Raw genomic sequence first — 22395 nt, 5'->3', positions numbered from 1 at the left:
CCCGGCCCGCGCGAGGCCGGGCCGCGGTCATCTCAGGGATCGCCGACGTTTCCACCGGACAGGACGGCCACCACGGGTCCGGACGGCAGCGCGTCCCGGTGGGCGAGGTAGGCCGCGGTGGTCACCGCGCCGCTGGGTTCGGCCCGTTCCCCCAGCTCCCGCTGGAGCAGGTCGGCGGCGGCCTCGATGGCGTCCTCGCCCACGGTCACCATGTCGTCCACGTACCGGCGGATGTGCTCCCAGGCCAGGGCGCCCAGGACCGGGGCGCGCAGCCCGTCGGCCCGGGTGCGGTAGGTCTGCTGCACCGGCCACGCGGTGCGCCGGCCGGAGCGGAAGCTGGCCGTGCCGTCGGCGGCCAGTTCCGGCTCGACGCCGATCACCCTGATCGCCGGATCGGCGGCCTTGGCCGCGACCGCGATCCCGGCCAGCAGGCCGCCGTTGCAGACCGGTACCAGGATCGCGCCGGCCCCGGGCAGGTCCCGGGTGATCTCGATTCCGGCGCTGCCGTGCCCGGCGATGACGTCGAAGTCGTCGGAGCGGACCACCGAGGCCGCGAGCCGGTCGGCCAGGGCCAGGCAGGTGACCTCGCGCAGGGCCGGTGGCGTGATCACCACCTCGGCGCCGAGCCTGCGGGCGGCCGCCACCTTCAGCTCCGGCGCGGTGTCGGGCAGGACCACGGTCGCCCGCAGGCCGTGCTCGCCGGCGGCGTACGCGATGGCCTGGGCGTGGTTCCCGGAGGACTGGGCGATGACGTGCCCGACGCCCCGCCCGGCCAGCCGTCCCACGGCGTTCACCGCGCCCCGCACCTTGAAGGAGCGGGTGGGCTGCCGGTTCTCGGGTTTGACCCAGAGCCGTTCGCCGGGCAGGCGCAGCAGCGGCGTGCGCCGTACGGACGACGCGATCCGGGCCGCGGCGCCGGCCACGTCGTCCATCGTCACCAGGCGGGCCGGCCCGCTGCCGCAGCCGGCCGCCGGGGGCCTCTTCGCGGGACCGGCCGTGCCGGTCGTCGTCACGGGGTTCATCCGTTCAGCACCTTCTCCTGGATCGCGTCCAGGTCGGCTTCGGCCTCGGACGGCGGCGCGGCGTCGGGCACCAGGTCCTCCAGGTGGTGCAGCGGGCGGTGGCGCAGCCCGAGCAGGCCCCACACCACCAGGAAGACGCCACTGGCCAGCAGCACCGCCGCCGCCCCTCCACCGGGGCCGGAGGCGTACCGCCCGGCCCAGTCGGCCAGCGGGTCGGCGGCCAGGAAGCCCAGCGGCTGCATGGCCGTGGCCAGCATGACGTTGACGGCCAGGACCCGGCCCTGCAGCTCCGGTCCCACCTTCACCTGGATGATGGACAGCCAGTGCGCGTTGCCGATGCTCATGCAGGCCAGCCGGACGAACAGGCCGGCCGCGACCAGCCACACCGCCGGCCACGCGCCCATCAGCACCACGCCGACCCCGGACCCGACCACGAAACCGATCATGCCGGTGGCCCGGCGCCGGGTGCCGCCCCAGACCAGCACCACCCCGGTGCCCACGGCCGCGCCGAGGCCCCCGATCGCGGTCACCGCGCCCAGGGTGGCCGAGGAGCCGAGGGCCAGCACGACCGGGGTGATCAACACCCACATCAGGGCGGTGCAGAAGTTGACCACCGCGAAGTAGAGCGCCATCACCAGCAGCGGCCGGCGCCGGCGGAGGAAGCGCCAGCCGCCGGTCAGCGCCGCCTGGAACGTCTCCTCCCGCCGGTGGAACAGCCGGTCGGGGAACCGGACCGCCAGCAGGGTCGCCACCCCGACCGCGAACGTCGCCACGTCGACGGCCACCACCGCGGACAGCCCGAACACACCGATCAGCGCGCCGCCGGCGAGCGGCGCCACCACGTTGCCGGCGCCGAACCCCAGGTTGGCGATGGCGTTGGCCTGCGGCAGGTACGGCTTGGGCACCAGCTGCGCGATCGCGGCCAGGTAGGCGGGCTGCTGGAACGCGGTGACCACCGAGGTGACGCCGACGATGAGGCACACGTTCCACAGCGCCAGCCGGTCGGTGGCCATCAGCAGGACCAGCGCCACCATGGCCAGTCCGGAGACGGCGTCACAGGCCAGCATGACGCGGCGCCGGTCCACCCGGTCGGCCAGGGCGCCGCCCAGCGGGGTGAGCAGCACGGCCGGGATCTGGGACAGCATCGTGACGAGGGCCAGGTCCAGGATCTCGCCGCTGCGCTGGTAGGCCCAGACGCCGAGGGCGAACGAGCTCAGCGCCGTGCCCACCGCCGAGACCAGCTGCCCGCCCGCCACGGTGTAGAAGGGCCGCAGGTTTCTGCGCTCGGGCGGGCGCACCGGATCGGGCAGCCGCCCGGCCGCCCAGCGCCGCAGGTGCTCCATCACCAGGGCGGCCAGCGGTTCGGCCTGGTGCCGCAGGAAGTAGTGGCCGGCGCGGGGCAGCACCGCCCGCTCCACCCTGGGCGCGAAGGCCGCCCACTCGGCGTACCGCTCCTCGTGCAGCTCGGTCGCCCGGTCCCGTTCCCCGACCACGCACAGGATCGGGGCGCGCAGCGGCGGCCCGTCACCGGCCAGCTCGCGGCCGAACCATTCCTGCGCCTGGTCGGCGTCGTGGCGCATCGCCCGCACCGCGGTCCGCTTGGCGGCCTCGTCCATGTCGTCCAGCAGCCCGCCCGAGGCCCGCAGCGCGTCCCGGAACATCCGGTCGGAGACCCAGCGGTCGCCGCGAAAGAGCCGCTGGACCAGGCCGGGCAGCCGGGCGCTGGGGAAGCTGCCGGCCGCGATCACACCCAGCACGGGGACGCCGTCCGCCTCCAGCCTGCGGGCCAGGGCCACCGCGGGCGCGGAGCCCACGCAGTGGCCGTAGACCGCGATCGGGCCGGACGCGGTCTTGGCCACCTCCGCGGCCAGGGCCTCCACCAGCTCCTCCAGCGGCAGCGGCTCCTCGTCCGGGCGGGCCGGGTCGTGGCCGGGCGGTTCCGCCGCGAGCACCTCCACCCGCTCGCCCAGGGCCCAGGCCAGCGGCTGGTACACCGCCGCCGAGCCGCCGCCGTACGGCAGGCACACCAGGGTGAACTCGCTGGTGCGGCCGCCGCCCAGGCGGTGCAGCAGCCCGCCGCCGTCCCGCCGGTCCAGGAAGGCGGCCAGCTCGGCGACCGTGGGCCGGGTGAACAGGTCGATCACCCGCAGGCCGTGGCCGATCTCCTTGACCGCGCGCACCGCGGCGAAGGAGTCCCCGCCCAGGGCGAAGAAGTCGTCGTGCGCCCCGACCTCGGCCACGCCGAGCACCTGGGCCCACACCCGGGCGACCAGTTCCTCGCCGGGCGTGGACGGCGGCACGAACTCCGCGGTCTCCGGCTGCGGCTCGGGCAGGGCCGCCCGGTCCACCTTCCCGTTCGGGTTGAGCGGAAGCCGGTCGAGCACGACGAGCTGCGCCGGGACCATGTAGTCGGGCAGCCGCTCACGGAGCGCGGCCCGCACCCGCGGCACGTCCACGGTGCCTCCGGCCTGCGGGGTGACCCAGGCGGCGAGCTGCCGGGCCCTGCCCTCGCCCACCGGCAGCACGACGGCCTCGGCGATCTCGGGCAGGGCCCGCAGCGCGGTGGCGACCTCGCCCGGCTCGACCCGGTAGCCGCGGACCTTGACCTGGTCGTCCACCCGGCCGCGGAACTCCACCCGCCCGTCGGCCGTGACGCGCAGCAGGTCGCCGCTGCGGTAGCAGCGCCCCCGGCCGGTCAGCGGGTCGGGTACGAACCGCTCCGCGGTCAGCTCGGGCCGGCCGATGTAGCCGCGGGTGACCCCCGGGCCGCCGACGACCAGCTCGCCCGGGACCCCGACCGGCACCGGCCGCAGGTCCGCGTCCACCAGGTGCCCGTACACCCCCGGCAGGGGCCTGCCCAGCGGCACGATCCCGGTCCGGTGCTCGGGCGCGATCTCCTCGGTGTCGCAGACCAGGCAGATCATCGTGGACTCGGTGTGCCCGTAGTGGCTCTGGATCCGCAGGCCGGGCCGCGCGGCCCGGGCCCGCTCCACCAGGTCCCACGGGCACGCCTCGCCCGCCAGGATCAGCAGTCTTCCCGGCAGCACCGCGGGCAGGTCGCCGCCGGAGGCCAGCAGTTCCAGGTGGCTGGGCACGCACTTGACGACGTCGACGCGGTGCTCGCTCAGGTAGCCGGCGAAGGCGGCGGGGTCCATCGCGGTCTCCCGCGGCACCAGGTGCACCGTCCCGCCCGTGGTCAGGGCGCCGAAGACGCACGTGAGCCCGAAGTCCGCGGCGGGGGTGGACACGACCGCGTACGACCCGCCGGGCACGTCGATCCGCGGCAGCATGCCGCGCAGGTAGCTCAGCACGCTGCGGTGCTCGGCGGCCACGGCCTTGGGCGTGCCGGTGGACCCGGAGGTGAAGATCACGTGGTGCAGGTGCTCGGGCCGCACGTCGACGTCGGGCCGAGTCTCCGGAGCGGACGGGAGCCGGTCCAGCTCCAGCACCGTGCGGCCCGGCCCGATCCGGTCGGCGAACTCCGCCGTGGTGACCACGGCCCGGACCCCGGCGGCCTCCAGCATCGCGGTGATCCTCGCGGCCGGGTAGGCCGGGTCCATGGGCAGGTAGCCGCCGCCGGACTTCTGGATCCCGAACAGGGCGCAGGCCAGGCCGGCGCCCGGCTCCAGGAGCACGCCGACCGGTTCGTCGGCGCGCACCCCGGCCTCCAGCAGCAGGTGGGCGATCCGGTTGGCGGCGGCCTCCAGCTCGGCGTAGGTCAGGGCGCGGTCCGCGCCGACCACGGCCGGCGCGCCGGGGGTGGCGTCCACCCAGCGCTCGATCAACCGGTGCACCGGGGCGTCCGCCGGGGGCTCCGGCGGCCCGGCCGCAGGCGCGAGGGGCCCGCCGGCCGGGGAGGGGGCCACCGGCGGGGGAGGCCCGCCGGCCAGGATCGGCCCGGTCACCGGCTCCAGCGGGACCGCGCCCACCGGGGCGTCCAGGTCGGCCAGCATCCCGTCCAGCAGGGCCAGGTACCACCGGGTGAAGCGGGCCGCGGTGGCCTCGTCGAACAGGTCGGTGCGGTAGTCGAGCCCGCCGCGCAGCGTCCGGCCGGGGCCGCCGTCCACCACATGCCAGCTCAGGTCGAATTTCGTCGTCCGCTCGGGCAGGCGGATCTCGTCCGCCTCCAGGCCGGGCAGTCCCGGCAGGTCCGCGCCGGTGACGTAGTTCAGCATCACCTGGAACAGCGGGGTCGCGGCCAGGTTCCGCTCCGGCCGCAGCCGGTCCACCACCCGGTCGAACGGCGCGCTGGCGTGGGCGAGGGCGCCCAGCGCGTCCTCCCGGACCCGGGCCAGCAGCTCGCGGCCGGTCGGGTCGCCGCCGACGTCGGTGCGGACCACCACCGTGTTGAGGAAGCAGCCGACCACGCCCTCGGTGCCGGGGTGGTCCCGGCCGGAGACCGGCACGCCGACCGCGATGTCGGCGCCGGCCGCCAGGCGCGCCAGCAGTGCCTGCAGGCCGGCCAGCAGCACGGTGAACGGCGTCGCCCGGTAGGCGGTGGCCACCGCCCGGACGCGCTCGCTCAGCTCCGCCGGCAGCTCCAGGTCCACCGAGGCGCCGCCCGGGTCGGCCACCGCGGGGCGCGGCCGGTCGGTGGGCAGGTCCAGCACCGGCGGCAGGCCGGCCAGCCGTTCGGCCCACCAGTCCAGCTCGGCCAGGTCGGGCACCGGGGCCACCTCGGCGTACTGGGCGGGCGGCGGATCCAGGGGCGGGCGCAGCCCGAGCCGGGCCGCGTACAGCGCGGACAGCTCCGACAGCAGCAGCCCCCGGGTCCAGGCGTCGGTGGCGATGTGGTGGAAGGTGAGGGAGAGCACGTGCTCGGCCCGCCCGTCTCCGGCGGCCCCCGCGTCGCCGACGGGCCCGCCGCCGGACCCGTCGACCATGAGCAGCACCGCCCGCATCGGCGGTTCGGCGTCCAGCGCGAACGGCGTGGCCAGGTGCGCGGCCACCTCCTCCTCGACCCGGGACGCCTCGACGCGCGCCGTGGACACCGGCACCTCCTCGGCCGGCCGCGCCACGAGGACCGGCTCGGGGCCGGAGTCGTCGATCACGCTGCGCAGCACCTCGTGCCGCTCGGCCAGGTCGCGCACCGCGCCCAGCAGCGCCTCCGCGTCGAGCGGCCCGCGCAGCCGCAGCGCCACCGGCACGTTGTAGGCCGTGCTCTCCGGCTCCAGCTGCGCCAGGAACCAGAGCCTGGCCTGCGCCCCGGAGAGCGGGACCGGCCCGTCCGGCCGCTCCCGCCGCGTCCGGGCCTGCTCCGCAGGACGGGGCAGGGCGGCGGCCAGGTCGGCGAGGACCGGGTGCTCGAACAGCAGCCGCACCGGGACCGGCGCGCCCAGCCGCTCCCGCAGCCGGCCGGCCACCCGGGTCGCGGCGAAGGAGTGCCCGCCCAGGGCGAAGAAGTCGTCGTCGGCCCAGACCTCAGGCGCCTCGAGCACCTCGGCCCAGATCTCGGCGACCAGGTGCTCCTGCGGCGTCGCCGGCGGCACCCGCACCGCGGGGCCGGCCTCGGGGACCGGCAGCGCCGCCCGGTCCACCTTCCCGTTCGGGGTGAGCGGCAGCGCCTCCAGCACGCCGATCGCGGCCGGCACCATGTAGTCGGGCAGCCGCTCCCGCAGCGCGGCCCGGACCGCGGCGACGTCCACGGCGCCGGCGGCGGTCCCGGCGCGGGGCGTCACCCAGGCGGCCAGGCGCCGCCGCGCCCCGTCGCCGACCGGCTGCACGAACGCCTCCGCCACCTGCGGCAGGGCCCGCAGCGCCGCGGCGACCTCGCCGGGCTCCACCCGGAACCCGCGCACCTTCACCTGGTCGTCGATCCGGCCCAGGAACTCCACCAGCCCGCCCGCGTTCACCCGCACCCGGTCCCCGGTGCGGTACCAGCCGCCGGCGAACCGCTCCGCGGTCAGGTCGGGCCAGCCCAGGTAGCCGCGGGCCAGGCTGGGCCCGCCGATCCACAGCTCCCCGGGCACGCCGGGCGGGAGCGGCCGCCCGGCGGGGTCCACCACCCGGCACACCACGTCGGCCAGCGGCCGGCCCAGGACCGTCGTGCCGGGCGCGGCCTCGGCCGCGTCGCAGGCCAGCACCGACACCGTGGTCTCGGTGGGCCCGTAGTGGATCTGCACCGCCAGGTCCGGCCGGGCCGCCCGGACCCGCTCCACCAGGTCCGCCGGCACGGCCTCGCCGGCCAGGACCAGCAGCCTGCGGGGCAGCCCCTCCACGCCCAGCAGCTCCAGCTGGCTGGGCACCATCTTGACCGCGTCCACCGGGTGCGCGGCCAGGTAGGCGGCGTACGCGGCCGGGTCGGTGGCCGTCTCGTGGCCGATCAGGTGCAGGGTGGCGCCCGAGGTGAGGGCGCACAGCACGTTGGTCAGCCCCAGGTCGGCCGCGGCGGTGGACACCAGGGCGAAGGACGTCAGCCCGGCGGGGAGGCGCCCGGCCACCGCGCCGAGGTAGTGGGTGATCTGCCGGTGCTCGACCGCGACCCCCTTGGGCGCCCCGGTGGAGCCGGAGGTGTAGATCACGTACGCCAGGTGATCGGGCGGCACGGCCACGTCCGGGCGGTGTTCCGGCCCGTCCGCGGCGGCGGCGACCTCGGCCTCGGTGAGCACGATCCGGGCGCCGGCGTCGGCCAGGACGGCCTCGGTCCGCCGCGCCGGGTAGACGGGGTCGAGGGGCAGGTAGGCCGCGCCGGCCTTGAGCACCCCGAGCAGGGCGACCGCCAGCTCGGGCCGCCGCTCCATCAGCACCCCGACCGGCTCCTGCGGCCGCACGCCGCGCTCCAGCAGCCGGTGCGCGACCTGGTTGGCCCGCCGGTCCAGCTCGGCGTAGGTGAGCGGCGCGTGGCCGGGCGAGGCGACCGCGGTCGCGCAGGGGGAGGCGTCGGCCGCCCGCTCGACGAGCGCGTGCAGCGGCACGTCCACCGGCAGGCGCTCCCCGGCCGGGCCGTGCAGGTCGGCCCCGGCGGGCAGCCGGACCGGCGCGTCCGGCTCGGTGAGCATCCCGTCCAGCAGTTCCAGGTACCAGTCCGCCAGCCGCCGGACGGCGGCCTCGTCGAACAGGTCGGTCCGGTAGCGCAGCTCGCCGGAGAAGCGGGTCCCGTCGTCGCAGAGCTCCAGGTTCAGGTCGAACTTGGCGGTCGGCGCGGGGAGCGGTTCGGCCCGGGCCTCCACCCCGGGCAGGTCCACCGGCGCACCGGCGTCGTAGACGTTCAGCATCACCTGGAACAGCGGGGTGACCGAGAGGTTCCGCTCCGGCTGGAGCCGTTCCACGATCCGCTCGAACGGTGTGCGGGCGTGGGCGAGCGCGTCCAGCGCGGCCGTACGGGCGCGGGCCAGCAACTCGGCGCCGGTGGGGTCGCCGGAGGTGTCGGTGCGCACCACCAGGGTGTTGATGAAGCAGCCCACCACCCGCTCGGCGTCCGGGTGGTGCCGCCCGGCGTGCGGCACGCCGACGGCGATGTCGTCGCCGCCGGACACCCGGGACAGCAGCGCCTGCAGGCCGGCCAGGAACACCATGAACGGCGTCGCGCCCGGCACCGCGCGCACCTTGGCGGCCAGGGGCGCGGGCACCTCGACCTCGACCGCGGCGCCCTGCCAGGTGGGGACGGCGGGCCGGGGCCGGGCGAGGGGCAGGTCCAGCACCGGCGGCAGCCCGGCCAGGTTCCGCGCCCACCAGTCCAGGTCGGTCCCGGCCTGGGAGGCGTCCTGCGCGGCCTCCCACGCGGCCACGTCGGCGTACTGCAGGGAGACCGGCTCCGGCTCCGGCGCCAGGCCGAGCCGGGCCGCGTACAGGGCGGCCAGGTCCGCCAGGAGCAGCCGCTCGGACCAGGCGTCGGTGGCGATGTGGTGCAGGGTCAGCGCGAGCACGTACTCGTCCCCGCCGAGCCGGAAGAGCGTGGCCCGCATGGGCGGCTCGGCGTCGAGCCGGAACGGGCGCCACGCCTGGGCGGCCAGCTCCCGCTCCAGGTCCGCGGGCGCCACGTCGGCCACGCAGACGGGCACGCCGGAGGCCGGCCGTACCCGGCTCCCGTCGATGACGCCGCGCAGGATCCAGTGCCGTTCGGCCAGGCCCGCCACCGCGGCGGTGAGGGCGGCGACGTCCACCGGCCCGCGCAGCCGCAGCGCCAGCGGCACGTTGTAGGCGGGGGTGTCAGGCTCCAGCTGGGACAGGAACCACAGCCGCTCCTGGGCGGGGGACAGCGGCATGTCCGCCGCCGCCAGCACGGGGATGCCCGCGGGACCGGCGCTCTCCGCCGCCACCCGGGCCGCGGCGAACCGGGACCGGACCAGCTCGGCGATCCGGTCCTGACGTACCTCGGTCATGCGTCGCTCCCGTCCGTCAGTTCGTCCATCAGCAGTTCTTCGAGTCCGGCGGCGAAGTCGGCGAGCACGGGCCGCTCGAAGAGCAACCGGACGGGGACGGCCAGGCCCAGCGTCTCGCGGAGCCGGCCGGCCACGCGGGTCGCGGCGAAGGAGTGCCCGCCGAGGGCGAAGAAGTCGTCGTCGGCCCAGACGGCGGGCCGTTCCAGTACGGCGGCCCAGACCGCCGCCACCAGGTGCTCGGCGTCGGTGGCCGGGGGGACCCGCCCGGCCTGCGGGTCGTCGGCCGGTTCGGGCAGGGCGTTGCGGTCGGTCTTGCCGTTGGGCAGGGTGGGCAGCTCCGGCAGCGCGACCCACCGCCGGGGCACCATGTGGCCGGGCAGCCGGGAGCGGACGTGCCGCTCGACCGCGGCCAGGTCGGCGGTCTCCGGCACGACGTAGCCGACCAGGTGCGCCTGCGCGCCCTGTCCGGCCACGGCCACCGCGCCCTGGGCCACCTCGTGGAGCACCGCCTCGATCTCGCCCGGCTCGATCCGGTACCCGCGCACCTTCACCTGGTGGTCCTTGCGGCCGTGGAACTCCAGCGTCCCGTCCGGCCGCCACCGCACCAGGTCCCCGGTCCGGTAGCACCGCCCGCCGGGGACGAACGGGTCATCGGTGAACGCCGCCGCGGTCAGGTCGGGCCTGCCCCGGTACCCGCGGGCGACGCCGGCGCCCCCCAGCAGCAGCTCGCCCACCGCGCCCGGCGGCACCAGGCGCAGCTCGGAGTCGACCACGTAGGCCCGCTCTCCCGGCATCGGCCGCCCGATCGGCACCCGCCCGGTCTCGTGCGGGCGGACCCGGTGCAGGGTCGAGGTGACGGTCGCCTCGGTGGGGCCGTAGGCGTTCCACAGCTCGCCGACCCGGGCCAGGATCTGCCCGGCCAGGGCCGGGTCCAGGGCCTCGCCGCCGACGACGGCCCGGATCGCCGGGTCGCCGGCCCAGCCGGCGGCCAGCAGCATCCGGTACGCGGTGGGCACCAGGTCGACCACGGTGGCCCCGCAGGCCGCGATCAGCTCGGCCAGGGCGTGCCCGTCCACGGCCGTGGCGCGGTCCACCACCACGCAGGTGCCGCCGGCGGCCAGCACGCTCCACAGCTCGGAGGCGGAGGCGTCGAAGGCCAGGGGCGCCACGGCCGGCTGGACGTCCCCGGGGCCCAGCCGCAGCGCGGCGGCCGTCCCGGCCACCAGGGAGGCCAGACTGCCGTGGGTGATCTCCACGCCCTTGGGCGTCCCGGTGGACCCGGAGGTGTGGAGCACGTACGCCAGGTCCCCGGCCCGCACCTCCGGCAGCTCGCCGGGCGCGCCCGGGGCGGCCACCAGGCGGTCCAGGTCCAGAGCGGGCAGGCCCGAGGGGGCCGCTCCGCCCCGGGTGAGCACCGTGCGCACCCCGGCGTCCTCGGCCAGCAGGCGCAGCCGCTCGGCCGGGTGCTCGGGGTCCAGCGGCAGGTACGCCGCGCCGGCCCGCCACACCGCCAGCAGGGCCGCCGGCATCAGGTGGTCGCGCGGCAGGCAGACGCCGACGACCTCGCCGGGCGCCACCCCGTGCTCCCGCAGCGCCGCCGCCGCCCGGCCCGACCAGTCGTCCAGCTCGGCGTAGCTCAGCGAGGCGCCGTCCGGGCCGACCACGGCCGTCCCGGCGGTGCGGGCCGCCAGCGCCCGCGGCACCGTCGGCGGGTCCTCGGGCGGTTCCGGCCCGGCCGCTGCGGCCAGCAGGGCGGCGCGCTCGTCGGGGGTGACCAGCTCGAACGCCGCCGGCGGCCGGTCGGGGTCGGCCAGCGCGCAGCGCAGCAGCCGCACCAGCCGGTCCAGGTACGCCTCGGCCTCCGCCGCGTCGAGGAGGGCGGTGCCGTACTCCAGCTGAAGCTCGGTGCCGGCGGCGGTGCGGTTGACGAGCACGCCGAGCTCGTGTCCGGCGGCGCCCGAGCCGAGCTCGGTGAGCAGTTCCAGGCCGCCCAGGCGGACCGGCACCTCGGCGTGCTGCATGGCCAGCAGCACGGGGGAGCGGGGCAGCTCGGACGGGGGGACCTCCTGGTGGACCAGGGCCCGCGTGGTCGCGGCGGCGGCCTGCCGGACCAGGTCGCGGAAGGTCGGCGCGCCGGCCGGGCGCAGCCGGACCGGGAGCGTGTCCACCAGCGGGCCGATGACCCCGGCCAGCTCCGGCCGGGCCCGCCGGGCCGCGACCGCGCCGACCAGCGTGTCGGGCTCGCCGCCGGCCAGGGCCAGGGCGGCCAGGTACACCCCGAACGGGGTGGCGCCGCACTCGCGCGCCAGCGCGTCCACGCCCGCGGTGAACTCCTCGGGCAGCGGCCGGATCACCCTGTCCGCGGTCAGGTCCGCGGGCGCCGGGTCCGCCGTGGGCGCGCCGGCCAGCTCGGTCCGCCAGAACTCCCGCAGCCGCTCCAGGTCCGGCCGCTCCTGCTGCTCCCGCACGGCCACGTCGCCGACCTGGACCGCGGGTCCGGCAACCGGCTCGCCGGCCAGTCCGGCGGCCAGCTCGGCCATCAGCACTCCGACCGAGCCGCCGTCGAAGGCGAGGTGGTCCACCACGACCACCAGCTCGGCCTCCGCGCCGCCCAGCCGGCACAGGTCGGCGCGGAGCAGCGGAACCTCGCCCGTCACGTCGAAGACGTGCGACGCGGCGGCCCTGGCGACCTTCTCCGGGTCCTCGCCCGCGTCGTGCTCGACCAGCGGCACGGGGGCCGGCGGGTGCACCACGGCGTACGGCACGCCGTCCTCGCCGACGGCGACGGTGCTGCGCAGCACCTCGTGCCGGCGGACCACCGCGTCCAGGGCCGCCCGCAGCCGCGCGGTGCCGGGCAGGTCCCGCACGCGCAGCCGGACCGCCAGCGTGGTGACCGGGCTGTCCGGGTGGAGCTGCCGCAGGGTCCAGAACTCGCGCTGCATGCCGGTCAGCGGGTACCGGGTGCGGCCGCTCCGCCGTACCGGCTCCGGCCCGGCCTGCCGCATCCGGGCGGCCAGCCCGGCCGCGGTGGGCTCGGTCAGGAAGGCCGCCAGCGGCACGGTGCGCCCCAGCCGGCGCGACAGCTCGGTGACCACCTTGGCCGCGGCCAGGGAGTGCCCGCCCAGGTCGGCGAAGCGGTCGTGCACACCGACCTCCGGCAGCCCCAGCACCTCGGCGACCACCTCGGCGACCAGGCGCTCGTCGTCGGTGCGGGGAGCGACCGGTGCGGCCCCGGCAGACCGGGAGGCGCCGAGCCGGGGCAGCGCCGCCCGGTCCACCTTGCCGTTGGGGGCGAGCGGAAGCTCCTCGGCCACACCGATCCGGGTGGGCACCAGGTGCTCGGGGAGCCGGGCGCGCAGCCAGTCCCGCAGCCGTTGCTCGTCCACCCCGGAGGCCGCCACGTGGCCGACCAGGTAGGAGATCCCGTCGTCGTCGGTCGCGGCCAGCACGACGGCCCCGCGCACCGCGGGGTGGCGGCTCAGCGCGGCCTCCACCTCGCCGGGCTCCACCCGGTAACCGCGGATCTTGACCTGGTCGTCGGCGCGGCCCGCGTAGCGCAGCTCGCCGCCGACCCGGCGGACCAGGTCGCCGCTGCGGTAGACCCGGCTCCCGTCCGGCTCGGTGCGGAACGCCTCCGACTCGCGCCCCAGGTAGCCGCGGGCCACCCCCGGCCCGCCGATCCACAGCTCGCCCGGTTCCCCGTCCGGGACGGGGTTCCCGGCCGCGTCGCGGACCGTGAGCACCGCGCCGGCCATGGGCCCGCCCAGCGGCGGTTCGCCCTCGTGGTCCCGGCTCACCTCGGCGAAGGTGCAGGCCATGGTGCACTCGGTCGGGCCGTACAGGTTCACCACCCGGCGCACCCCGGGGTTGGCGTAGATCCGCCGCACCAGGGCGCCGGTCAGCGCCTCGCCGCCGGAGATCACGGTGCGCACCCCCTCCGGCAGCGGTTCGCGCAGCAGCGCCGCCAGGGCGGAGGGGACACCGTTGATCATGGTGACCTCGTCCCTGGCCGGCAGGCTCGGCAGCGCCAGCAGGTTGTCGGCCAGGATCACCGTCCCGCCGGTGACCAGCGGCAGGAAGAGCTGGCTGATCGAGGCGTCGAAGCAGATCGAGGAGGCGGCCAGCGTGCCGCCCAGCTCCTCGGCGGTGTAGGCCGACGCCTCCCAGCGCAGCAGGTTCACGACGTTGCGGTGCTCCACCACCACGCCCTTGGGCGTCCCGGTGGAGCCGGAGGTGTAGATGACGTACGCCGCGTCACCCGGGTCCCCGGCCGTCCGCACCGCCTCGCCGTCCGGCGCGGCCTCGCCGACGAGGACGGCCTCGGCCCCGGTCAGGGTTGCGGTACGGCGCAGCGCGGCCGAGGTGAGCACCGCGGCCACGCCGGAGTCCTCGGCCATGAACCGCAGCCGCTCGGCCGGGTAGGCGGGGTCCAGCGGCACGTAGGCCGCCCCGGCCTTCCACACCCCCACCAGCGCGGGGATCAGCCACTCGTCGCGCTCCAGGCAGACCCCGACCAGGTGGCCGCGTCCGATGCCCCGGCCGGTCAGGGCGCGCGCGATGCCGTCGGCCCTGCGGTCCAGTTCGGCGTAGCCGATCCGGCTGGTGCCCGCGACGACCGCGATGCGGTCCGGGGTCCGCCGGCTCTGGCTCTCTATCGCCTCGTGGACGCGCCCGGCGAGGACGCGGGCCTCGGGCGGGCCGGCCGGTGCACCGGGCCCTTCGCTCGCCGTCCCGTGGAGTCCGCTTCCCCGGTGCCCCCCTTGCCGCCCGGCCGGGTCCGGTCTCCCGCCCCCCCGTACCGTGCCCGATCCGATGCGTCGCACATCGCCGGTCACTTTTCCCCCTTTTCGGACAGGACGATCCGGATTATGGAAGTCCTGCGAGTTGCGTAAATGATCACCCCTGTGGTGGTGAGTGTGATTTGCGCAACTTGCATCCGTCTTGAAGGCGGGTTGCAGGAGGGATCCGCTCCGGCCGGCGGGAGGTCAGCGGGGGTTGGGCGGGGGCGGGGAGAGCAGGGTGAAGCGCCTCAGGGCCCACTCGACCGGGCCCTGCCGGTGGTGCCGCAGCCACCGGGCGCTCAGCGTGAGGAGGAGTGCGTAGATCGCCGCGGCCACGCCCATGGCCGCGACCGGGGGCAGCTCGCCCGCCAGCGCCAGGCCGTACCCGGAGAAGACCAGGCAGGCCAGCACGGACTGGCCGATGTAGTTGGAGGCGGCGGTCCGCCCGGCGGGGGCCAGCGCGCCGCCGACCGCCGGGACGCGTTTGACCAGTTCGAGCAGGGTGACCACGTAGGCGGCCGACAGCAGCAGCGAGGTCGCGTTGTTGACCGCCAGGCCGACCAGTTCCATCGCCCCGGGCTGCTGGGACGACCAGGTGAAGAAGACCGCGCCGGGCAGGCCGACGCCGTACCCCAGCCACAGGATCCGCGGGACCAGGTGGGCCCAGCGCTCCGGCTCCTCCAGCAGCCGCGACTTCCCGGCCGCCAGGCCGAACAGGAACAGCGCCATCGCCGTCGGGCCCTGGCCGATCCAGATGAACAGCGCGAGCATCGGATAGGTCTCCACCTGGAACCGCAGGACGTCCAGCGGCCCGCCGGTGAACAGCGCCTCGGCCCGCGCGGCGGCGGCCGCGTCCGGGACGGGGGCCGCCGCGCCGCCCGGGTCGAGCAGGGTGAGCCCGGCCAGCAGGAGCCAGATCACCGACAGCACGCCGATGATCCAGCAGCCGGCCCTGACGGCGGTCCTGGGCCGGATGCCGCGCAGCGCCAGCAGCAGGAGGCCGAGCGCGGCGTAGAGGGTGAGGATGTCGCCGACCCACAGCAGCAGTCCGTGCAGCACGCCCAAGGCGAACAGGGCCAGGCAGCGGCGGAGCATGCGGGCCTTCGCCTTCCCGCCCCACGCGCGCAGCTGCAGGGTGAAGGAGTAGCCGAACAGGAAGGAGAAGACGACGTAGAACTTCGTCAGTACCAGGGTGCTGACGGCGAGGGCGACGGGGCCTTCGGTGATGGGCATGCTGCCGAAGCCGACGGCGTACTCGGGGTCGGCGAAGAACCCGATGTTGGCGATCAGGATGCCGGCCAGCGCGAAACCGCGCACCGCGTCGATCTCGTGAACGCGTCCGGTGGGTGGCGCAGTGCTCTGGATCATGACTTCGATCGTAGGAATCCGGCGTGCCGCACACATCGGACTTCGGTCCGGGCTCTCCGCGGCCGGGCAGGACTTCGGTCAGGCGGTCCGTGATCGGATCGGACTTCGGTCCGAGTGCTCCGTGATCGGATCGGACTTCGGTCGGGCGGTCCGCGACCGAAGTCGCCGCCGCCCCGCCGACCGCCGCCCCGTCGGCCGCCGCCCCGGTCCGGCGTGCGGCCCCGGAGCGGTTCCCCGCCGGTCGCGGCCCGCGCGCGTCAGGAGGGCCGGGGCCGGGCCCGCTCCCGGTCGGCGGCGGCGATGACGCTGTCGATCAGGCCGGGGAAGAGCGCGTCGAGCTCGGCGCGGCGCAGGGAGTTCAGCTTCGCGGTGCCGCGGTAGACCTGGTTGATGACCCCGGCCTCGCGCAGGACGCGGTAGTGGTGCGTGCCGGTGGACTTGCTCACCGCGAGGTCGATCTCCGAGCAGGCGACCTCCCTGCCGACCTCGGCGAGGAAGCGCACCACCTCCAGCCGCGCGGGCTCGGCGAGGGCGTGCAGCACCGCCTCCAGCCGGATCTCCTCGACGTCCGGGTGCTCCAGGATCCGCGTGGACATCGGCATCCCCCTCCTGCGTGCCCCTCGCCGGCGATATTACGACATCCATCGTAGTTTGACATTCATCGTACTACGATGTTTATCGTATCAGGGCTGGATCACCAGCGCCGAGTCCCCGGACGAGCGAGAGGTCCCCATGCTGTTCGATCCCATCACCCTGCGGTCCCTGACCATCCCCAACCGGGTCTGGATGGCCCCGATGTGCCAGTATTCGGCCGCCGTGGACGGGCCGGAGGCGGGCGTCCCGCACGACTGGCACTTCACCCACCTCGCCGCCCGGGCGGTGGGCGGGGCCGGCCTCATCCTCGCCGAGGCCACGGCCGTCTCCCCGGAGGGCCGGATCAGCCCCGCCGACCTCGGACTGTGGAACGACCGCCAGGCGGAGGCGTTCACCCGGATCACCGGCTTCCTGGAGCGGCAGGGCGCGGTGCCCGGCATCCAGCTCGGGCACGCCGGGCGCAAGGCCTCCACCGACCGGCCCTGGCGCGGCGGCGCGCCGCTCGGCCCCGCCGAGGGCGGCTGGCGGCCGGTCGCGCCGAGCCCGCTGGCGTTCGCCGAGGAGTACCCCGTGCCCCACGAGCTGACGGTGGAGGAGATCGGACGCATCGTCGGCGACTTCGCCGCCGCGGCGGAGCGCGCGCTGCGGGCGGGGTTCAAGGTCGTGGAGGTGCACGGCGCCCACGGCTACCTGATCGGCGAGTTCCTCTCCCCGCACAGCAACCGCCGCACCGACGGCTACGGCGGCTCGTTCGCCGGCCGCACCCGCTTCGCGCTCGAGGTGGTCGACGCCGTGCGGGCCGTCTGGCCCGAGGAGCTCCCGGTGCTCTTCCGCATCTCGGCCACCGACTGGCTCACCGAGAACCCCGCCGACGAGCGCGAGGGCTGGACCGTGGACGACACCGTGCGCTTCGCCAAGGAGCTGCTCGCCCACGGCGTCGACCTGCTCGACACCTCCAGCGGCGGCAACGCGCCCCGGGCGAAGATCACCACCGGCCCCGGCTACCAGGTGCCGTTCGCGGCCCGGGTCCGCGCCGAGACCGACCTGCCGGTGGCCGCCGTCGGCGAGATCACCGACCCGCACCAGGCCGAGGAGATCCTCACCTCCGGCAGCGCCGACGCCGTCCTGCTCGGCCGCGAGCTCCTGCGCGACCCCTACTGGCCGCTGCGCGCCGCCCGCACGCTGGGCGTGCCGCCCCGCCGGCCCGACCAGTACCACCGGGCGTTCTGAGACGGGGGCGCCCCGTCCGGGGCGGCGTCACCTCCCGGTGGGGCGGCGGCACGGGTCGTGCTCCGGGCGGCGCCCGTCCAGGGCCTCGCGCAGGGCGCCGGAGAAGCGCGGGAAGTCCAGCTCGCCGGCGTCCAGCGCCCCGTCGACCACCTGCCGGGCGCAGGACCGGAAGACCTCGCTGAACGTCGAGTAGTGGACCGCGGGCGGGCGCGGCCAGGCCCGCCGTACGGCGAGGCGGACCGCGTCCGCGAAGAGCCTGAGCTGGCCGGCGGTGATCTCGCCGTCGGGATCGGGGCGCCCGGCCTCCGGGTCCCCCTCCGCCAGGAGCTCCCCGCAGGTCCGGGGCCGCACCCGGTAGTCGTCGTAGACGCTCTCGACGACCGGCGGGTAGCCGCCGCAGGCGAACAGCTTCTTCTGCGTCTGCGGCGTGGTCAGGAAGGCGATCAGGCGCTCCGCCTCCGCGGCGTCGGGGGAGCGGCTGGTGACGGCCAGGTTGGAGCCGCCCAGCACGCCGGTCCCGGGCAGCGGTCCCACGGCGAAGCGCAGCCCGTCGCCGTCGCGCATGGCCGGGTCGGAGGCGAGCCGGTGGAAGGCGAACGGCCAGTTGCGCAGGTAACCGGCCTGCCGGCTCCGGAAGGCCTGCAGGCTGCTCTCCTCCTTCAGGGAGAGGGCGTCCGCGCCGGTCCGGCGGGACAGCGCGGCCTGCCAGGCGGCCAGCGCCTCGCCCGCCTCGCGGGCGTCGTCCGGGCGGTCCAGGACGACCTCGTCGCCGTCCAGCACCTCGGCCCCGCCCGACAGGACCATCTCCAGGAGGTTGACCGTCCCGCCCTCGTAGTCGGCGAGCTGCCCGGCGTAGCCGTGCTCGGCGGCCAGCCGCAGGAGCTCGCCCGGCGTGCCGGGGGCGGGCAGGCCCTCCCGCCGGAACAGCAGGGGCGCGTTGGTGGCGAACGGCACGGCGTAGCGCACGCCGTCCACCTCGGTGGTGGTCAGGGCCTTCTCCAGGAAGGGGACGCCCGGGCCGGAGCCGGGGGAGAGCGGCCGCAGGTGGCCGTTGCGCGCGAACTCCGCGGTCCAGGCGACGTCCAGGATGAGGATGTCGTAGGCGCAGTCCTGGGACTGGGCCGCGGCGGCCATCTCGGCCCGCTCCTCGTCGGTGGAGTCCGAGATCTCCACCAGCTTGGCCTTCATCGTCGTCCCCGCCCGCCGGTTCCACTCGTCGACCACGTCGCGGCGGAAGCTCCCGGAGCTCACGTCACTGCTGGTCGCGATGGTCAGCTCGTGGTCCGTCGCGCACGGCGGGGCCCCGCCGGAGGGGGCGGGGTACGGCGCCACGCCGAGCGCGACCACGGTGAGGCAGCCCGCGCAGAACCCGATCCAGGCGATCCGGCTCCGGCGCGGGCGCGGCGGGCCGTCGTGCCCGGCGGTCACGACCACTCCCGGATCGTGGAGACCATCTGGCTCAGCCCTTTCTCCAGGTCCTGTCCCGCCTCCGCGCAGACGACGCGCTTGCCCCCGGCCCGCCGGCCGCCGCCCGCAGGCCCGCCGCCGCACCTGCCGTCGCCCAGGACGAGGACGTAGAGGTGGCGCACCCGCTCGGCCCGGGCCAGGGCCCTGACGACGGCGCGGCCGTCCGGCTCGTCGTCGAAGACGCCGCCGTCGGTGATGACCGCGACCGTGGCGCCGGACCGGCTGACGTGGCGGGGGATCTCCGCCAGCATCGCGGAGATCGGCGCGTCCCGTCCTCCCGGTTCGCGGGCCGCGATGCCCTGGGTCAGCCCGTCCAGGTCGTCGCGTCCGGCGCGCGGGCCGGGCTCGGTGACCTCGACGCCGTCGCCCGAGGCGTAGAACCTGCTCAGGGAGAGGCGGTCGGCGGGGACGAGCGTGTTCCGCACGGCGGAGAACGCCTCGCGGGTCCGCAGCAGCAGCGCCGCGGGGGGCCGGGACATGGAGCCGGAGGCGTCCAGGACGAGATGCAGGTCGACGCGGGGCAGCTCCCTCTCGATGCGCCGCCGTACGTCGTGCAGGGCGGCGGCGTCCCTGACCTGCGGGCTGCGCGGCGCGCTCCACGCCGGCGACGTCGCGGGGAAGAGCCCTCTGCGGCCGATCCACCGGCCGAACTCCGTCAGCACCCGCTGGGCCTCCGGTCTGTGCTGCCCGGCCCAGGAGACGGTGTGGAAGGGGTAGTCCAGCACGGACAGGTCGGGGGACGAGAACGCCTTGAGGGCGTCGCGCCCGCTCGGCGCTCCGCCGGGGCAGCCCTCGGCCGTCAGGCTCCGGGTGTTGTAGTCGTGCACGCTGTGCGCGGGCACCAGCAGCGCCGCCGTCTCCCGCTCCGCGGTGCCCGGATCCCTGAAGCGGCAGAGCAGGGCGCTGACGCTCTCGTCGAAGACCGTGCCGCGGGCCACGTCGCCGGAGCCGCTCAGCCGGGCCAGTTCGGCGGCCGCGACGAGTCCGGCCGACGAGAGGCCCGGCTGGGGGTGGATCAGGCGCATCTGCAGGGAGGAGCGCGCGGTGTCCGCCAGCGTCCTGAACCGGTGGCCGCCCTCGTCGGCGGGGCCGAGGGCGCGCTCCATGTCGTCGAACCGCTCGCCGAGCATGGCGAGCACCAGCGGGTCCCTGGCCACCGAGAACCCGCCGCCGAACGCGACCCGTGCGGCGTTCACCCGCTGCGTCACGTAGGCGGCCTCGCCGCTGCTGGTCGCCAGCCAGGCGTCCGGGCGTATCCCGAGGAGCCGGACGAACGGCTCCTCCTCCTGGCGCGCGTCCTTGCGCCGCCAGCCGTTCTCGAAACCGTAGATCATCTCGTCGATCGAGGGCGCGGCCCCCACCGATATCCGGTACGGCAGGCAGCCGTGCACGGCCGTGCCCGCGGTGAACTCGGCGGCGGCCCCGCGGAGCGCGTGGACGTTCTCCGGCGCCGTGACGACCTGCAGCTCACGCGGTGAGTCGCACGGCCCGTAGGCGCCGGACAGCCACAGGACGCCCTCGTGGCCTCCCCACACGACCAGCCCGGCCGCCATGCCGAGCGCGGTGGCGCGGTAGCCGCCGGCCACCCACAGGCGCACGGTCCGCAGCGCCCGGCCGAGCGGGCCCGCCCGCCCCCGCCCGCGCCTGCGCGGAAGCCTCCGCCGCAGCGCCGAGAGCGCGGTGCGGACCGCGCCGGTGACGGGTGAGAGCCACCCGGCCGCCCGCGCGCGCAGCGCGGCGAGCCTGCGGTGGTAGACCAGGCTGGCGGGCAGCGCGAGCACCATGACGGCCGTGAACCACCCGCCCGGCAGGGACGCGACGACGGAGCCGAAACCGTCGAACACCCACTGGGCGAGCCGCTCGACGACCACCGCGACCAGCAGGCTGGAGAACACCTCCCGGATCCGGTGCCCCGCCGTGCGGGGCGGGGAGGCCGGTGGCTCCTGCCGGTCGCCGGACATGTCACCCCGCATTCGAGAGGAAGGCGCGCCCATGAGGGAGGACCCGTCCGGGCGTCAGAGGACAGGGGTCGGAGGGGAAACGTTCTGACATGAAAGGAAACGAGCCTGGTGCGGGGCGGGTTCCAGGCCGTGGCGGTTCTCTGTGATCCCGGTCATACCACGGAAAATGTCATGATCTCCGGGGTGTGTCGACCGGTCGGGGCCGCCGGCGCCGTATTCCCCCGCATTCCTGCGGTGTGCGGTCCGCCGGGCGGGTGGCGTTCCTGCGCATTCCTGCGGTGTGCGGTCCGCCTGGCGGGACGGCGCGCCGGCATCGCGCCGAGACCCCCGCGGAAGGCGACGCGGGGGCCGGAAGGGCGGGGCGTCCAGGACCTCACGGACCGCAACCGCCGGACGCGTCCGTGGCCGCGGCCAGGCCGCGCAGCGCCTCCCCGTCCAGCCGCATGACCTCGATCTCGTCGAGCCCGCGGGCGTGCAGGCGGCGGTAGAAGCGCAGGGCGGGGTCGTTGGTGCGCAGCACCCACCACTCCAGACGGCCGCAGCCGCGCTCCACCGCGAGCCGGGCGAGGTGGCCGAGCAGCCTCCGGCCCAGCCCGCCGCCCCGGTGCTCGGGCCGGACGTACAGGTCTTCGAGGTGGATGCCGGGCCTGCCGACGATGGTGCTGTAGGTCGGATAGAACAGCGCGAAACCCGCGGGCAGTCCGCCGGCCTCCGCGATGACGGCCTCCGCCACCGGGCGCGGGCCGAACAGCGCCCCGGCCACGTCCCGCGGCCGGGCGGTGACCTCCCCGGGGAACCGCTCCGCCTCGGCGAGCTCGACGATGAAGCGGTGCAGCACGTCGGCGTCGCCGGGCTCCGCCGGGCGGATGAGCGGCTCCGCGGGGGTCGCCGGGGGCACGGACGCCCCGGGGGACGCGGGTCCGGGAAGCGCGGGCTCCGCGGCCGCGGAAGAGACGGGCCCAGGGGATGCAGGCCCAAGGGACGCGGTCGCAGGGAATTCGATCTTCTCCACCCGGGCATTGTGCATCAGCCCGTCCCGCGGTGGCCGTCCAGGACCAGGTCCATGGCCTGGCGCATCGCGTCCCTCACCCCCTCGGGCGCGTCACCGCGCCGGAGGGCGGCCAGGGTCGCGGCGCTCACGGCGCCGACCAGCGCGCCCACCAGGGCCGCGGCGGTGACCGGATCCAGCTCCTCCGGATACGCCCGGTGCAGCTCCCCGGCCAGTTCGGTCTGGGCGGTGACGTACCGCTGCAGCAACCGCGCCTGCAGCGCCGGGGCCGAGGCGGCCAGCCGTACCCGGAGCGCCGCCAGCCCGCTGGCCAGGTCGGCGTCCCAGCTGTCGCCGATCATCTGCTCCATGGCCCGCGCGAGCACGTCGAGGTAGCGCTCGCCGGGACGGCGTCCGGCGATCACCTGCACTCCCAGGTCGACCCGCACGTCGGCGTTGGCGAACAGGACGTCCTCCTTGGTCTGGAAGTGGAGGAAGAACGTCCGGGTGGACACCTCCGCAGCCCGCGCGATCTCGGCCACCGTGACCTGGTCGTAGCCCCGCTGCTCGAACAGGCCGACCGCGGCCTCGACCAGCGCCTGCCGCGTGCGCCGCTTCTTGCGCTCCCGCAGTCCCGGGTTCTCCGTCATGTGACCGGATCCT

The 22395-nt window shown here is 76.3% G+C and carries 10 protein-coding genes; 1 reads left to right on the top strand and 9 read right to left on the bottom strand.

Annotated features, from left to right (window positions below; translation table 11 throughout):
- Positions 1 to 32: 32 nt before the first annotated feature.
- The 5 genes from ABD823_RS11330 to ABD823_RS11310 all read right to left on the bottom strand — a co-directional run bounded on the left by ABD823_RS11330 (position 33) and on the right by ABD823_RS11310 (position 16088).
- A complete protein-coding gene (locus ABD823_RS11330; protein WP_344858578.1) occupies positions 33 to 1022 on the bottom strand; it encodes a threonine ammonia-lyase in 990 nt (329 codons plus the stop codon).
- The gene (locus ABD823_RS11325) at positions 1019 to 9343 is read right to left on the bottom strand and encodes a non-ribosomal peptide synthetase/MFS transporter (protein ID WP_344858576.1); all 8325 of its coding nucleotides are present in this window, start codon (positions 9341 to 9343) and stop codon (positions 1019 to 1021) included. Before ABD823_RS11325 ends, ABD823_RS11330 begins: the two co-directional genes overlap by 4 nt.
- Positions 9340 to 14178, bottom strand: coding sequence for an amino acid adenylation domain-containing protein (locus ABD823_RS11320; protein ID WP_344858574.1), 4839 nt, complete (start codon positions 14176 to 14178; stop codon positions 9340 to 9342). The genes ABD823_RS11325 and ABD823_RS11320 overlap by 4 nt, the downstream gene beginning before the upstream one ends.
- A gap of 150 nt (positions 14179 to 14328) precedes the next feature.
- Positions 14329 to 15492 (bottom strand): DUF418 domain-containing protein, encoded by a 1164-nt coding sequence (locus ABD823_RS11315; protein ID WP_344858573.1) that lies wholly within the window; start codon positions 15490 to 15492, stop codon positions 14329 to 14331.
- A gap of 257 nt (positions 15493 to 15749) precedes the next feature.
- The gene (locus ABD823_RS11310; protein WP_344858571.1) at positions 15750 to 16088 is read right to left on the bottom strand and encodes an ArsR/SmtB family transcription factor; all 339 of its coding nucleotides are present in this window, start codon (positions 16086 to 16088) and stop codon (positions 15750 to 15752) included.
- A 136-nt stretch (positions 16089 to 16224) separates the two neighbouring features.
- On the opposite strand from ABD823_RS11310, the gene ABD823_RS11305 reads away from it, so the two are divergent.
- Positions 16225 to 17316: an NADH:flavin oxidoreductase/NADH oxidase gene (locus ABD823_RS11305; protein WP_344858569.1), complete on the top strand. Its 1092-nt coding sequence runs from the start codon at positions 16225 to 16227 to the stop codon at positions 17314 to 17316.
- 27 nt (positions 17317 to 17343) lie between these two features.
- On the opposite strand, the gene ABD823_RS11300 is transcribed toward ABD823_RS11305, so the two are convergent.
- From ABD823_RS11300 to ABD823_RS11285, 4 genes are all read right to left on the bottom strand, one after another.
- Positions 17344 to 18750 (bottom strand): extracellular solute-binding protein, encoded by a 1407-nt coding sequence (locus ABD823_RS11300; protein WP_344858567.1) that lies wholly within the window; start codon positions 18748 to 18750, stop codon positions 17344 to 17346.
- Positions 18741 to 20744 (bottom strand): vWA domain-containing protein, encoded by a 2004-nt coding sequence (locus ABD823_RS11295; protein WP_344858565.1) that lies wholly within the window; start codon positions 20742 to 20744, stop codon positions 18741 to 18743. The genes ABD823_RS11300 and ABD823_RS11295 overlap by 10 nt, the downstream gene beginning before the upstream one ends.
- 373 nt (positions 20745 to 21117) lie before the next feature.
- Entirely contained in the window at positions 21118 to 21642 is a 525-nt protein-coding gene (locus tag ABD823_RS11290) for a GNAT family N-acetyltransferase (protein ID WP_344858564.1), read from the bottom strand.
- A gap of 128 nt (positions 21643 to 21770) precedes the next feature.
- Positions 21771 to 22382, bottom strand: a complete 612-nt coding sequence (locus tag ABD823_RS11285) for a TetR/AcrR family transcriptional regulator (protein ID WP_344858562.1) — start codon at positions 22380 to 22382, stop codon at positions 21771 to 21773.
- Positions 22383 to 22395: the final 13 nt, after the last annotated feature.

The sequence above is a fragment of the Planomonospora alba genome (assembly GCF_039534085.1).
In the GTDB taxonomy this organism is placed as follows: domain Bacteria; phylum Actinomycetota; class Actinomycetes; order Streptosporangiales; family Streptosporangiaceae; genus Planomonospora_B; species Planomonospora_B alba.
This window is presented reverse-complemented; position numbering and strand designations above follow the sequence as displayed.

What these genes read in the sequence shown, in the direction of transcription:
- ABD823_RS11285 (WP_344858562.1), bottom strand. Translation starts at nt 22,382, where the DNA reads ATGACGGAGAACCCGGGACTGCGGGAGCGCAAGAAGCGGCGCACGCGG.
- ABD823_RS11325 (WP_344858576.1), bottom strand. Translation starts at nt 9,343, where the DNA reads ATGACCGAGGTACGTCAGGACCGGATCGCCGAGCTGGTCCGGTCCCGG.
- ABD823_RS11295 (WP_344858565.1), bottom strand. Translation starts at nt 20,744, where the DNA reads ATGTCCGGCGACCGGCAGGAGCCACCGGCCTCCCCGCCCCGCACGGCG.
- ABD823_RS11315 (WP_344858573.1), bottom strand. Translation starts at nt 15,492, where the DNA reads ATGATCCAGAGCACTGCGCCACCCACCGGACGCGTTCACGAGATCGAC.
- ABD823_RS11310 (WP_344858571.1), bottom strand. Translation starts at nt 16,088, where the DNA reads ATGTCCACGCGGATCCTGGAGCACCCGGACGTCGAGGAGATCCGGCTG.
- ABD823_RS11305 (WP_344858569.1), top strand. Translation starts at nt 16,225, where the DNA reads ATGCTGTTCGATCCCATCACCCTGCGGTCCCTGACCATCCCCAACCGG.
- ABD823_RS11330 (WP_344858578.1), bottom strand. Translation starts at nt 1,022, where the DNA reads ATGAACCCCGTGACGACGACCGGCACGGCCGGTCCCGCGAAGAGGCCC.